General features: G+C 69.2%; 9 protein-coding genes and 1 pseudogene. 5 read left to right on the top strand and 5 right to left on the bottom strand.

Features of this window, described 5'->3' with window-relative positions; genetic code table 11:
* Positions 1–435 precede the first annotated feature (435 nt).
* The 5 genes and pseudogenes from ABIE67_RS49525 to ABIE67_RS49505 form a co-directional block, all read left to right on the top strand.
* A complete protein-coding gene (locus tag ABIE67_RS49525) occupies positions 436–681 on the top strand; it encodes a hypothetical protein (RefSeq protein ID WP_370271029.1) in 246 nt (81 codons plus the stop codon).
* 633 nt (positions 682–1,314) lie between these two features.
* Positions 1,315–3,303, top strand: a complete 1,989-nt coding sequence (locus ABIE67_RS49520) for a hypothetical protein (RefSeq protein ID WP_370271028.1) — start codon at positions 1,315–1,317, stop codon at positions 3,301–3,303.
* Positions 3,304–3,851: 548 nt separating this feature from the next.
* Entirely contained in the window at positions 3,852–4,088 is a 237-nt protein-coding gene (locus tag ABIE67_RS49515) for a hypothetical protein (RefSeq protein ID WP_370271027.1), read from the top strand.
* Positions 4,088–4,465: a fic family toxin-antitoxin system, toxin component gene (locus ABIE67_RS49510; protein WP_370271026.1), complete on the top strand. Its 378-nt coding sequence runs from the start codon at positions 4,088–4,090 to the stop codon at positions 4,463–4,465. The genes ABIE67_RS49515 and ABIE67_RS49510 overlap by 1 nt, the downstream gene beginning before the upstream one ends.
* Before the next feature lie 1,115 nt (positions 4,466–5,580).
* Positions 5,581–6,000: pseudogene (locus ABIE67_RS49505) on the top strand (LuxR C-terminal-related transcriptional regulator); the annotation flags it as partial.
* Here ABIE67_RS49505 and ABIE67_RS49500 read toward each other — a convergent pair.
* The 5 genes from ABIE67_RS49500 to ABIE67_RS49480 all read right to left on the bottom strand — a co-directional run bounded on the left by ABIE67_RS49500 (position 5,926) and on the right by ABIE67_RS49480 (position 13,074).
* Positions 5,926–7,959 (bottom strand): ATP-binding cassette domain-containing protein, encoded by a 2,034-nt coding sequence (locus tag ABIE67_RS49500; protein WP_370271025.1) that lies wholly within the window; start codon positions 7,957–7,959, stop codon positions 5,926–5,928. The pseudogene ABIE67_RS49505 and the gene ABIE67_RS49500 sit on opposite strands and share 75 nt — an antisense overlap.
* Positions 7,949–9,664, bottom strand: coding sequence for an ABC transporter ATP-binding protein (locus tag ABIE67_RS49495; protein WP_370271024.1), 1,716 nt, complete (start codon positions 9,662–9,664; stop codon positions 7,949–7,951). Before ABIE67_RS49495 ends, ABIE67_RS49500 begins: the two co-directional genes overlap by 11 nt.
* Positions 9,665–9,783: 119 nt before the next feature.
* Positions 9,784–9,906, bottom strand: coding sequence for a SapB/AmfS family lanthipeptide (locus ABIE67_RS49490; protein ID WP_370271197.1), 123 nt, complete (start codon positions 9,904–9,906; stop codon positions 9,784–9,786).
* Between the two features lie 8 nt (positions 9,907–9,914).
* Positions 9,915–12,545: a class III lanthionine synthetase LanKC gene (lanKC, locus tag ABIE67_RS49485; RefSeq protein ID WP_370271023.1), complete on the bottom strand. Its 2,631-nt coding sequence runs from the start codon at positions 12,543–12,545 to the stop codon at positions 9,915–9,917.
* 217 nt (positions 12,546–12,762) lie between these two features.
* On the bottom strand, positions 12,763–13,074 hold the full coding sequence (locus ABIE67_RS49480) for a DUF6192 family protein (protein WP_370271196.1): 312 nt from the start codon (positions 13,072–13,074) through the stop codon (positions 12,763–12,765).
* Positions 13,075–13,760: the final 686 nt, after the last annotated feature.

Genomic DNA, 13,760 nt, shown 5'->3' with positions numbered 1-13,760 from the left:
TGAATGGAAGCCCTCGCCCCAGTCTGGCCGCTGAGGAACGGCGTGGCGCGTCAGCCCCGGGCGGGCTTCGGCTGCAGGACGCGGGCACGTCGCCGGCACTCTTGATGAACTCGTCGCGGTGCGGCGTGCGGTGGACCAGGCACACGACAGGGGCCAGGAACTGCGGGACCGGTACGGGCCACCCGTCCATACCAAGTGGGCTCCGGCACAGGCTCGCACCTGGGAGACTGCGCCGTTGGCCCTGGCGGGACCTCACACCCGCGATGTGCGGGCTGCGGTGCCGCCGTACGCGCGGAAAGACGTGGGGAAGACGCGGAACGGGGTTGAGGCGGGCTTGAGTGCGTCCGTCGGGCATCCGCGTCCGGAGGCGCAGCCCGCATGCGTGGGTTGCAGCGCGGGGTAATGCTGGAGAGGGCTACCGCAAGGGAGACGACCATGACTGCCCGTACACAAGTCTCGGCGACGGTGCGGAACGATATCCACGCTGAGGTTCTCGAAGTGCTGAGGACGGTGGATCCGTACCTCTTCCAGGTTTCCGTCAGCCGCTCGGATGACGCTGACGCAACCACCGAGTTACAGGTGTCGCTGGCTGGTGATGTCCGCGGCGCGGTGAAGGAGCGGCTCGCGGCGTTCTCGGGCCTCGCGTGCGAGATCGAAGTGAGGGATGTCCACGATCCGTGAGCCGGTGATGGCAAGGCATTGGGCGGAGCAGATCTCCGGGGCCGCCGCAGCACAAAGCGAGGCGGCCCAACTGCTCGGAACGGGCCGGAACCGTCAAGTCCCGCCCGTGCTAGGCCACTCGGCCCTACAGAGGGGACGACGCACACACCTGACGACCGTCGCCAATGGGGGCACCAGAGGCGACAGATCTTCTGGAACGGCTCACCGGCCTTGCCGGTCCGTGGAGGTTCGGTCGCCGACAGGAATGTGATGTGCGTCGCATGGCATTAGGGGTGCTATCTGGCTTCAGTGACGCTGTGCAGTTTCCGAGCCTGCAGATTTGTTATACGGTGCGCAATCTTTTACGTGCACACCTGCCGCTTTTTGTGCCTTCTTTGACATGATGTATATCACGTCAGCCTTAGCGTAACAACGTGTGCCGCGAAATGAATGTGACACACCTGGTCGCATATGGTTTTCTTGTTGACGGTGCGTCTCGCGCGCCCGTCTGGAACGCTCACCATTCGTCACTCATTGCGGTGCGAATAATCACCCCGGGCCGCGCTGTCTGGAGACGGCGCTAAAGCGGCCGGAACTAAGGCGAAGATCAGTCTGTGGCGATCCGGATACCATTTCGATCTGCAAGGAGGGTAATTGGTGGCACGCCATAAAAAGGCGCGCGAGGGTTCGGCTTTCGTGGCAAACCGATATGTTGTCTCGAGTCTGACCCTTGGGGCCGCGCTTGGTGTTGGGGTGATCGGCGCGAGCCCCGCCAGTGCAGTCTCAATCCCGAAGCCGGTCTTAAAGGTCCTGGGAGAGGGTGGGAAGGAGCTCGGAAAGAACCTGTGCAAGGATCATTGCGGCGATATCGCCGAAAAGATCCTTCCGGGGGAGGCGCCCGCCAGCGAGTGGGCAAATGATTCCTATAAGGGCTGGGAGAACAAAGCGTATGCGGAGTTCGACAAGCAGGCCGCAGGAGTTCCCGCGAATGCCCCCGACCGTCAGAAGCAACTGCAGCAAATAGCCGAATCCGTCTACAGTAAATATCGGGGCTACTGGGGGAAGCTGGATGCGGTAAGTCTATTTGAATACACCACGCCCTATAGGGGCGAAGACGGCAAGATCCCTGACGACGCCTATTTGTATGGTGGCCAGCAGTTCGGCCCGCCGGACAGGGAGCGGCTGGGGTACGGTTTTGACGATGCCGTTCAAAATCGGAGGGACTCCAAGGAAGCTCTCAAGTCCATACAGAACGGCCTCCTGAAACGTGCGGTACTTCCGGTCGTCGATAATGCCGGTTTCTGGACGCCGGCGGAACATCTGCAGGACGCCAATTCCGGTAGAACATACTGGGAATGGGTGCCCACCAAAGAGAGGGGGGGCGGCGGCTCTGTCGGGCTGCAGGGTACTCCGCTCACCATCGACATCGGCGGAAATTCGAGATACAAGGTGTCGCGGTTCATCTCTTCCCCCCAGGATGCACAAGATTTCCTTGACCAGTATCGTCTGGGCAGGTCACTGGCGAACCAGCCCGGAACGTCCGGTGGACGGAATATCGTGGATGAGCAGTCCAGTAAGTACGAGAGCATTCTGAAACAGCTGGCATCGAATTCCTCGGGTACGTTCAAAGACCCTGACCCAGGCCCGCAGAGCCAGGTCTCAGCAACGCCGGCCAATCTGTCGGGCGTGCGGCAGAGCAACGGGACGGCAGGCGTGGACGGTCAGTCGCAGCAGCAGGGCGATTCGTCCGGTTCGCAGGTGAGGAAGCCGCGGGCGGCGGGCTTCGGCAGCGACGACAATCCGGAGCCGGAACAGACAGCGTCGGCAGCCAACTTGACCCAGCCCCTGTCCCAGGTGCCCGGGCAGAACGGGGAGCCGTCGAGCAGTGACAGCAAGGCCGGGTCCCCCGCAGTGGGGGCAGGCGTAGGCACGGGCGACGCTCACACCCCTGGCAGTTCCATGACGCCAGGCGCGCCGGACAACGACAACGCGGTGGACCACACGCCGCCGGCTCAGGATCAGGCGGAGCCCACTCAGGCTTCCGCTCCGCCTGTGAGCGACAGCAACCAGCAGCCCGGAAACGGCGGTGGCCAAGGCGACAGCGCCCACGATGGCACCCCGGCACCGGCCGACCCGCCCGTGGCACCCGTCACGAGCGGAGCCCCCTCAGATTCGGCACCTCTCAGCGATGAGCAGCGGCAGGACCAGCCGTCCACCCACCCGCAAGCCACCGCACCCGCTCCGGCCGCATCGACTCAGGGCGCTTGGACAGGCACACCCAGCTGGAACAGCTTGCAGGACCCCTCCCATGCGCCTGGAGCTGCGACTCCCGCCCCGGCGGCGCAAAGCACACTGCCGACAGCCCAGCAGGCTGTGTCGGACAGGGGGGCTCCGCAGGGCGCGGGGAAGGCTGATGCGTGGGCTTCACAGCAGCAGTTGGCGGGTCCAGGCGATGCCGGCCAGCAGCCGCCGGGAAGCCTGAGCCCGTCACAGACGGGGATGAATCAGGGACCTTCTGCCTCATCAGCTCCTGGCACTCCCGCTGCGGGGGGTCCGGCTGAGGTCGCTCCTGCTCCTGCCCCGGTCGACTCTGCACCCGCACCCGCCGCCCAGCAGACGTCCCCCTCCCAGCCGATGGCCTAGCAGATGGTTTGACGAGGACGAGCTGTCCCGGATGGGACGTGGAACAGCGGATTGTCGTTCGACGAGTTGACTTCGGTCTCGACCCACCGGCACGCCCGATCCGCTGTGTCCCACTGTCCTGCCTCGACAGTGGCCGGTCCCGCAACACCGGACCGTCGGCCCAGCCGCCCACTTGTGAGACGGTCGCCTGATCGATCTCGGCTGCCACGGGCCGGCCGGGACCGGCGACCGGGCAGAGAAGGCGGAGGCAGGCTCGAGCACCTCAGCGCCGGTGAGGTGCCGCTCGTGAGCCCCCTGAGGCGAGCGCTGAGTGCGGCGATCTCCTGCGTGCAGGCCGCTGGCCGAGTCTGGCGCCCAATGCCGCCCTGACGGCCGGGCCAAGTGATCAGCGTGCCGGTGCGGCCGCCGTCGGATCACGCCTTCCAGATCATGGGAACCGCTCGTGCGGGGCGGGCGGCATCCGGCCGCGGCCGGATGGGCTCCACATGGTCACCGTCTTCCAAGGAGAGGGATTACCACGCCCTGGTACCAGCTGTTACCATCCGGGAATGGCGAAGACACAGAAGGGCTGGCGTGTCGACGACGAGATCGCGGAACTGGCCACGGCCCGGGCCAAGGACCGCGGCATGAGCGTCGGCGACTACATCGCGGCTCTCGTGCGGGAGGACGTCGACGGACTGCGGCAGCGGGGCCTGGACGCCGCGAGGCGCTTTCTGGACGAGCATCAGGCGGTCTTCGACGAGGTCGAAGACGCCGACCGGCGCTCGGGGGCACACGCCGCGTAATGGACCTGTACATCGACGTCCCTTGGGTCCTGCAGGTCGCGGAGATCGCGGGTGCGGCAGACCCCGCTCCCGACGACTACGGGGTGCCGGTGGCCGCGGTCGCCTGCCACCGGGCCGAACTGCTGGATACGCCCGTCTACGACGGCCCCTATGCACGGGCCGCCGCGCTGGTGCACATCCTCGGGCGCTGCCGCTGGCTGGAACGCTCGAACATGGCTGTGGCCGCGGCGACGGGTGTGATGTACCTGGAGGCTTCCGGGATCCCGGTCAAGCCCACGCGTGAAGACGCCGTCGCCCTCCGCGACCTGCTGCGCGATCCCGCCTGCACTGCCGCCCGGATCGCCGCCCAGCTGCGGTCGTGGCCCCAGGCCACCTGAGCCGGATCGCACAGACGCCACAACCGCAGGGGGCCATCGCGGCCGTGAGGCCGGTCGGCCCCGAGACGTCCAACTCGCCTTGGCACCGGCTTACTCGGGGACCGCGCCACGACGGCGAGCGCGACGACGGGATCCTGTGAGGGGGCAGTACGCCGGACGCACCCCGCGTACCGCGTATCAATCCGGCCGGCGCGGTTCCTCCATCGGGCCCCGCGCGAAGTCCCCATAGCCCATGGCGGTCTTGCTCGTCGAGCCCGAGGACTTCCGCGAGAAGCGGTGGGTCATCCCCTTGATCTTGGTCTCTTCTCGCTGGTGGTAGCGGCCGCGAGGCCGGTCGGCCCCCCCCGGACACCCACCTTGCCTTCACCGGACGCCATAACCGCCGGGGCGTCGTCACCGTTCATGCCACAGCTCGCGGCTGGAGATCATGCGGGAGGCCGGACAGGAATCGGCCCGGGACGGACCGGCTCAGCCGGTCCCACCGCGCTCGTCCCGGGCCGAGTCCTCGCCATCGTCGGAGATCTGCAGGCCTGCGCGCACGCCGACCTCCTAGCCGCCCCAAGCGGACGGGCCTTCAGGGTCGCGTGACCCCCGGCCGTCGGCCCAGTGACAACCACCGGGCCAAGCGCTGACCGCACGCCCCCGAATCGGCCTCCCGGGGGCCATGCCCCGTGACAAGCACTTCATCGCCACCCCACCCACCCTCCCTTCCAGTGCGGCACGACCGGAGACCAACGAGGCCCGCCTGCGGATGAGTCGAGACGCCGAGCACATCTCTCAGCACTCCTGTGTCTCATACATTCGTACGCCCATTCATTCGGGTGGGCGGCCCTCGGTCTCACCGCGTCCTGGCCGCTGTGCAGCGGGTAACCACCCATAGTCCGGGCGCACATGGGGCGAGGGGATGGTTCAGCGGAACTACCGAAGGACGGGGCGTGATCCGGTTACTTCTGGTGCACGATGAACGTCTGCTGCGGTCGGCTCTGGCGGACCGGCTGGCCCGAGAATTGGACCTGGAGGTTTTCCATACACGGTGGCGCACGGCGTCGGCGCGTGCGCGATCCTTATGCCCAGACGTGTGCGTGGCGGATTTGAACTGCTCCGATCCACCCACCATGCCTCCACTCGGAGAGCTTCAGAGCGCAGGGCCGTCTCCAGGACGCCCCGCGAGTGGGCCCGGAAGCGGGAATGGGAGCGGGCCGACAGCGGGCCACCAGCCTCCGTCCGGTCCCGGTCCCTGCCGACTGCTGGTACTCGCCACCGCGAACAAGCCGGGCCCGCTGCGGCACGCGGTCCAGGCGCAGGCCTTCGGCTACTTCAACAAGGACGGCACAGTGGAGCAGCTGCTGACCGCCATCCGGCTGGTCGCCGGCGGTGAGCGGTTCGCCGACGACTCGCTCGGCTTCGCCTTTCTCAAGGCCGCGCGAATGCCGCTGACGCAACGGGAGCTGAATGTGCTGTCACTGGCCGTGGAAGGTGCCTCGATCACGGAGATCGCTGACAGGCTCCACCTGTCCGCCGGGACCGTGCGCAACTACATGGCGGCCATCACCCGTAAGACCGGCGCCCGTAACCGGGTCGACGCCGTACGCATCTCGTTGGAGGAGGGCTGGGTGTGAGCGGTCGGCCCAGCTCCCCACCAGGTCGCGGTAGAGCGGGGAACGGGCGAGCAGGTCCTCGTGGGTACCGCAGTCGGTGTCCGTGCCGTCCATGACCAGGATGCGGGCGGCGCGGCGAGCCGAGCTGATGCGGTGCGCGACGACGATCAACGAACCGCCGGGGCGCGCCAAGAATGCCTGCTCTGCGCGGGCTTCTGCCGCGGGATCGAGATGGCAGGTGGCCTCGTCGAGCAGCACGAGGGGCGCCGACGCGAGATGCGCTCGGGCCAGTGCGAGCAGCTGCCGTTCCCCGGCGGACAGCGCCCGTGGGTCCAACCGTGCCTCGGGCCCGCCCAGGCGGCCGACCAGCCCATCCGCCCCCACGGCGGCGCACGAGGCCAGGAGAGCGGCGTCGGAGGGTGGCTCGGGACACAAGTACGCGATGTTCTCGCCTACGGTCCCCGAGAACACGTACGCCTCCTGTGGCACAAGCACCCGCAGGGCCGCCAAGCCTCCCGGCCCCAGCTCGCGCACGTCCCGGCCGCACAGCCGCACCTCGCCCTGGTCCGGTACGAGCACTCCCGCGATCAGCGCGGCCAGGGTGGACTTCCCGATCCCGCTGGGCCCGGCCACAGCGAGATGGCCGCCCGGGGGAAGGGCGAGGTCCAGACCGCGCAGAACGGGTTCGGCGTGGGGACCGTAGGCGAAGGTGAGGCTGTGCAAAGACACCGCGGGCGGGCTCGCCGCGGCATCGTGCGGGTGCCGTGTGGGCGCAAGGTTGGACTCAGGGCGCTGAAAGTCGGCCTGCCCGGTTTCCGGTACGGCGGTAAAGGCGTCCTTCTGTGTGTGCGCTTGCCGGCCCGGCCCCAATCCAGTGGCGGTTCGCATGGCGTCGGCCTGGCGGGCGCGTTGGAGGGTGGCCGGGTGCCCCGCCTCCTGCGCGGACGTGGGCCTTCTGGTGGTCCCGCATGTCCCCTCGGGTGCCAGGCGGCGCAGCACGACCGCGAGGCGGGCTGATGTGGTGCCGAGGGACAGGATGAGGTTCTCCAGGGCGGGAAGCAGGGCCTGGGTGAGGTAGGCGAGGGCCGCGACGAGGGCGCCCGGTGTGACGCCCCGGCCGAGCAGCCAGGGAGCGGTACCCAGCAGGAGAACGACGGGCAGGTGACCCGCGACACCGACGGCCAGATCGCGCAGCGTGCCCCAGCGGGCCAGTGCGCGGGCCGCTCGCAGTTCCCCGTCGATCCCGGCGCCGGCGTCCGCCGCCACCCACGGCTGGGCGCCGGAGGCCGCGATGTCCCGTAGCCCCGCCACCGCGGCGCCCACGTCTGCCGCCATGACCTCGTCGGCGACGAGGAACGCCTCCTGGCGCCGGGCCAGCGGCCGCAGCGTTGCCACGAACAGCACGAGACCGGCGGCCAGTGGGGGGAGGACGATCAACAGCAGGACGGGTGCCAGCGCCAGCAGGCCGGCCAGCGCCGCACCTGCCGAGAGCACGAAGGTGCGGGACACCAGCAGCAGGTTCGCGAAGGTGTCGCGGGCGATCTCCGTCTGATGCGTCAGCCGGGACACCGCCGCGCCGTCCGCGTCCCGCAGCGCTCGGTGCACCACCCGGCGGATGAGATCGTCGCGCATCGGCTCGGCGATCGCGGCCAGCGCCACATGCACCCGGTCCGTCCCCACCCCTGCGAGCACCACCGAGAGTCCGGCCGCTGCCAGCCACCCCATGCCGGCCCCGGGCTCGCCACGCAGGAACCCGTCGTCGAGCGCGCGGGCGAGCGCGTACCCGAGGAAGAAGGTCTGCGCCATCTCCGGCACCGACCAGGCGAGCAGCCGTACGACGGCTCGTGGCGTGCTGCGCAGATGGGGCAGAACGGCCCGGACTGTCTCAGGCAGCATCCACGGCCTCCCCCGCGAAGACCTCCCGGTAGCGCGCGAGACGCCACAGCCGCGCGTGCGGTGCCACCGCGCGGACCGCACCGTCCTCCAGCCACACGACCAGGTCCGCGCGTGCCGCAGTGGAAGCACGGTGGGCGACGATCAAGCAGGTGCGGGTGCCGGTGCCGTACAGGAGCGCGCGGGACACCTTCAGTTCGGTCACGGCGTCGAGGCTGGACGTGGCGTCGTCGAGTACGAGCAGCCGCCCGGGGTGGGCAAAGGCTCGTGCCAGGCCGAGGCGTTGGGCCTCCCCGCCGGACAGCGGCGCGTCGGCGCACGCGGTGTCGTAGCCGTTGGGCAGCCGGCGCACGAATCCGTCCGCACAGGCGGCGCGGGCCGCCTCGACCACGGCCGCCTCCCCAGGGTCGTACGCGCCGAACGCGATCGTGCCGCCGATCGTCTGGCCCAGCAGCGCGGGTCGCTCGAACGCGAATCCCGTCTCCCGGCGCAGCGCCTCGCGGCTGAGTGAGGTGAGCGGAACGCCGTCGAGGAGCACTGTGCCCGTGTCGGGGTCGGCGAGCCGCCCCGCGAGTGCGGCCAGGGCCGACTTGCCGCTGCCGGAGCGCCCGACGACGGCGACCGCGGTACCGCCCGGCAGTCGCAGATCGATTCCGCTCAGTACCTCCCGGTTCGCGCGGCGCGAAGTGACACCGAGGAATTCCAGTGCGCCGCTCCCCGGTGGAAGCTGCGCGATCGGCCCATACGCCGTGACGGGCCCGTCGATCACCTCGCCGAGCCGCGTCGCCGCGCTTCGACCGCGCACCAGGGCGCTCACGTGGCCGACGAGTGCTCCGGTGCCGGTGGCCAGGACGGCGTAGCGCCACGCGGTCAGCAGGCCGCCGACACTCAACTCCCCAGCCGTGACCCGCAGTCCGGCGACAGCCAGTACGGCGATCTGCAGCAGCGGCAGGAGCACGGCGCTCTGGGCGCTGGAACGGCCAAGGATCCGCCAGAGCCGGTGCCCCTGCCGGGACATCTCGGCCAGCGGCGCCAGGACGCGGGCCGCATCCCGTTCATACGTGCCGGCGGCGGCGATGGTACGGATGCCGCGCAGGGCCTCGGTCAGACGCCCCGCGATCTCGCCCTGGGCCCGCAGATAGCGGGTGCCGCTGTCGCCGAAGGCACGGGCGAACACTTTGAGGAACAGGGCCAGTGCGGGCATTCCGGTGAGCACGACGAGGGCCGTCCACACGTCGGTGAGCGCCAGTGCCACCAGCGCGCCGAGGGGAGTGACGGCGGCGGCCAGCAAGGCGGCGAGCGCTACCGGCACGGTCCCTGCCTGGGCGGCGTTCCCGACGAGCCGCGCCACGAGATCGCCGTGCGCGAACCGTTCACCCGCACGCGGTCCCGAGTCGAGAAGGTGTCCGAGGACTCTTCTGCGTACCCGGGCGGTCGTCTGGGCGCCGCCCACGGCGGTCACCACACCGTCGAGTGCGCCCAGCACCACAGTGGCCGTGGTGAGGCCGACACACAGAGCCAGCCACACTCCGGCCTGTGCGTGCCGTCCCATCACCAGCAGATCGAGTGTCCGTCCGAATACGGCGGGCACCGCGAGCTCGGTGGCGGCCAGCAGGACGCTGACCACCAGCACGGCAGCCGCGGGTGCCGCGCTGTGCCGCACGGTTTCCCGCAAGAACCGGCCCGCCACAGGGGGCGGTTGAGACATCGGGTCCTCCTGGGCTCGACTGGCATCGGCCGGTGGGCCCGGCATCCCGCCGGTCCCGGTTGGCGCGGGGCGCTGTCCGGGACCGGCGGGGGCTGGCCTCAAGAGAGGCGTGGGTCAGGTCAGCAGAGGATGACGCTCAACGCACTGCCGCCGCCGCAATTCTTGCTGGCGGCGCTGTGGTAACCCTCTGCGGCTTCCTCTTCTGAAGGGACCTCGAGTGTCTGGAGATCGAGGAGTGTCATGTCGATCATCATCCTTTCCGTGGGGACGGGGATTGCTGTGTCACGACCCTGGTCGGGCCGGTCCGTGTGCCGTCGGGTGGCCGGGCGGGCAGCGGCGGCAGGAAGGGGAGTGAGGCCGGGTGCTCGGCGCCTGCCGCACCGAGGGCGAGCAGACAGCCGGCGGTACCGGTGGCGAGGTCCATGGAGAGCCGCATCATCTGGTCGCCGGGGAAGGCGAGTTCGCCCTCGTACGGCAGGCCGTACCAGCCGAGCGCGGCGATGTGCGCGTCCACGTCGGTGCGCGGCGCCCCCGTGCGGGCGAGGTGCAGGATCATCCCGGCACGCCCCTCGAAGAGGCCGGGCTCGGCGTAGTAACGCGATCGGGCCGCCGGCAGGACGTTCCTTCTGGCCCGCGCGAACTCCTCGTCGTCCGGTCGGTGGACGAGGTAGTCGTCGAGGACCATGCCGATGCCGACGCTCCCCGTCGCCAGGTACGGCATGGTGCGGAACCCCTCGTCCACAGCGAGGGCGCCGGTGCGGTCCTGTACACAGCGGGCCAGGTCGGCGCGGAGGGCGGACGCCGCGTGGTCGAGGAGAGCGGGGTCGCCGGTGGACTCGTACAGCCGTATGAAGAACAGCGCGGGTCCTGTCGCGCCCCGCATCAGACCCGCGCGCTTGCCCGCCGCATGGTTCCTCTCCATGAGGATGCGGGCTGCCGTCAAGGCGTGGTCGTGCAGAGCGGCCTCACTCGTCGTACGGGCAAGGTGGTCGAGGGCGAGTCCGAGGCCCGCGAGCCCGCCGTGCAGGTCCGACCCGAGCATCTGCCATTTCTCGTCGAGCACATGGCCCATGAGGTCGAGGGCACGGCCGGTGTGTCCGAGCCGGTCGAGGAGGTACGCCACTCCGGTGAGCCCGTCGTAGAAGCCGAGCGATGTCCCGTCGGGCGGCGGGCCGGTGTGGTCCAGGAGCCATTCCTCGCCCTTCTCCCAGCGGCCATGACCCGTCTCGTCGAGGGCGTAGAGGACCCCAGCGGCGCCGTACGCCATGCCTAGGCCGCCGCCGTCCGTGAACTGGGCGATGTCGCCGGGGAAGAGCCGGTCGTCCCGCTCGGGCGTCGCGGAGCGCAGGATCGCTCGCACCATGGAGGCGGGGCCTTGCCGCCGGTCCGCGGGATCGACGGGGAGGTAGTCCATCGCACGGGGTCTGAGGTCGCCCGAGATGACCCGCACCGCCTCGTCCAGGAACGATCGCGGCAGGTCCGGGAACTGCTCGGCCGCGATCTCGGCGAGGTGGACGGCCTTGCCCCGGTCGACGGCGAACAGCGTCGTCATCGGCAGCAGGAGCGCGATCCGCAGGCAGGCCAGAGCGTAGTGGTCGACCTCGTAGCCCTTGTAGTCGGCCGGTGCGGCGAAACCGGGATGGGCCAGAGTCTGGCCACGGTGCTCCTCGACGGGCATGGCGGCCTCGAAGTCCAACAGCCGCACGGTCCGTTCGTCCGGAGCAAGCATGATGTTGAACGGGTGCAGATCGCCCACGACCAGCCCGCGGTCGTGCACGGCGGCGACGGCGGCTTCGGTGGCACCGTGCACATCGAGCACCCAGCGGGTGTACTCGGCGAGGGCGTGCGGATCCGGCTCCGGCCCCAGCAGGGGATGACGGCGTGCGATGAAGGAGTGCAAGGGGCGGCCGTCGAGGAAGTCCATGACGAGGAAGCGGTGGTCGCCGAGCGTGAACCAATCCCGCACCTCGGGCGCGACACCCAGCCCTCCGAGCCGCTCAAGGGCTGCCTTCTCCCGTTCCAGACGGGCCACGGCGTCCGCCCCGTCCCCGACGAGTCCCGCGTACGGGCGGGCCTCCTTCAGAACAACCGTCGCGCCGGTTCGCGTATCGCTGGCCTCGTAGACTCCGCCGCCGTTGGAGAAGTGCAGTGCCCGTATGACGCGGTACGGCAGAGCGTTGGTGGAGGTGGCGTTGCGCGCGTCGAGGTGCGGGCGCATGAATTCCGGTAGCGTCACCCACTCGGGGGGCCGGAAGGCAGGGCCTCGTCGGTCGGGGACGAGTCGGCCATGCGGGTCCTCGATGGCGGGGACGATGTCGCCCTTGTCGTCGGCGCAGTGCCGTGTGGCGAAGGCGCCGTAGCGCACGTACAGGGGACCCTTGTTCCAGCGCAGATCGCTGAGGATGTACGGTCCCGGCTCCCCCTCCAGCAGTCTCCCCAACTCCTCCAGTATCCGGCGTAGTTCGTCCTCGTCGGCCGGATAGAGGGTGGCGAATTTGCCGCTGGAGCCGCGGCCTGCGTACTTGGAGTTACGCAGGTACAGCAGGTGAGCGCTGGGGACGAACTTGAAAGGTATGCCGCGCGGTATGCAGTAGTCCCACACTGCGGCGGCGACGCTGCCGGCGTTGTCGAGACAGGCCGAGACATGAATCTTCCAGCCCTGGGCCGGGCGCCGTCCCTGACCCGGACCGCTCTGCTCGTCGACCGGCGCTATGTGGAGCCAGTCCCCGGAGACCAACGATCTCCACCCCTCGGGGACCGGCCGCCGCGCCGCATCAAAGGGGCCGGCGATGCCCTTGCCACCGCTGGACTTGGGCAAACGGTCCGGGGTCTCGTAAAAGACACGGTCTGCGAAACAGTACACCTCGTACCGTTTGTCCATCTGCCCCTCCTCGTCGAAAGGCGTGACATCGAGAGTCCCACGCCGCCGGGGAGATGGACCGTGCGCATATCATGAATTTCGGTGTGCAAAACCCACAAGTCAACCTTTGTTCCTCGGCGTTCGACCGGCAGAAGGCTCTTTCTCGGGGACGAAGACGGTGCCCGTGCCGGGACGTCGAGTCTGTCCGACCGGTAATGGGGAGCACACGGGCGGGTGGTCAGGCTGTCCAGAGAACGGTTCGGCCTCCTCGGCCTGCCGCCGCCGGGCCGACTGGGCTGTGTTGAACAGGTGCTGGGCGATCCAGGGTGCCGGCCGCTTGAGAGGCGACACGCGGTCGGCTCAGGAAGTCGGTGGCCACCTGCGCGGCGACGTGGTCGCCGAACGCCCGGTCGTGGATCGCCTCGCCCTCCTCCTTGCGGAGTCTGCGGGCTCTCCACCCACCAGCCCGCCAGGCGCTCCGCGGTGTCCTGCGCCCACCGCGGCCGACCCGCCGCCCGGCGGTGCCAGAGGCTTCTGGACCTCGAAACAGTCGTCCCTCCCCCGGGGCTCCGATGGATCCCGAAGGAGGCTCTCTCCGCCCGGCGTTCAGCCAACCACCGGCTCACCGTGTGCCGGTGGATCCGCACGCTGGTGAAGGGGATGCCGACCTTCTCGGCGTACTGCTCCAGCCTTCCGCGGTGGCCCAACTGAATGCTGGACTTGCTGATCCGCCGTAGCTGAGCTGTCTGTGGCGCCGATGCCATAGCTGTAGGAGTGGTTCCAGCTGCTGTTCAGCTGCCCGTCGGTCTGGGTGGCCTGCTGGTTCCAGCTGTTGTTCTGCGGCAAGTCGGGCTGACCTTGCTGCCCCCCCCTCGCGGGATGGGGCGTGGAGCAGCGTTTCCCACGCGGGTCTCGCCGCGATCACCTTCATGACACGCCGGCTCACCCGGCCCGCCATTCGGCCCAACGCGGCTCCGTCCCGCCCTCACCACGCACTGCGGGCAGCCTGACCTGCCGGGCAGCAGCTGGCCGTCACCGATACCGCGATCGTGTTCTCCTGCTGCCTGGCCACAGACCTCTCCGCACGCGGTCCAGGTCATCAACACGCGCTGGCCACCGTCGCCGTCCTCGGTTCGCCGTAGCGACTGCACCCAAAGTGGTTATCTGATTATATAACGGATGTAAACCCATTCTGGGCGTTCGCTATGAGAGCTGTAGGAGTGCCAAAGATGCGTA

Origin of the sequence: Streptomyces sp. V4I8 (assembly GCF_041261225.1) — a bacterium.
GTDB lineage: Bacteria > Actinomycetota > Actinomycetes > Streptomycetales > Streptomycetaceae > Streptomyces.
Note: the sequence above shows the minus strand (reverse complement) of the source record. Positions and strands in the feature narration are given on the sequence as shown.

Excerpts from the sequence above, each read along its gene's own strand:
- ABIE67_RS49490 (WP_370271197.1), bottom strand. The coding sequence starts at position 9,906 with ATGACACTCCTCGATCTCCAGACACTCGAGGTCCCTTCAGAAGAGGAA.
- ABIE67_RS49500 (WP_370271025.1), bottom strand. The coding sequence starts at position 7,959 with ATGCTGCCTGAGACAGTCCGGGCCGTTCTGCCCCATCTGCGCAGCACG.
- lanKC (WP_370271023.1), bottom strand. The coding sequence starts at position 12,545 with ATGGACAAACGGTACGAGGTGTACTGTTTCGCAGACCGTGTCTTTTAC.
- ABIE67_RS49495 (WP_370271024.1), bottom strand. The coding sequence starts at position 9,664 with ATGTCTCAACCGCCCCCTGTGGCGGGCCGGTTCTTGCGGGAAACCGTG.
- ABIE67_RS49510 (WP_370271026.1), top strand. The coding sequence starts at position 4,088 with ATGGACCTGTACATCGACGTCCCTTGGGTCCTGCAGGTCGCGGAGATC.
- ABIE67_RS49515 (WP_370271027.1), top strand. The coding sequence starts at position 3,852 with ATGGCGAAGACACAGAAGGGCTGGCGTGTCGACGACGAGATCGCGGAA.
- ABIE67_RS49525 (WP_370271029.1), top strand. The coding sequence starts at position 436 with ATGACTGCCCGTACACAAGTCTCGGCGACGGTGCGGAACGATATCCAC.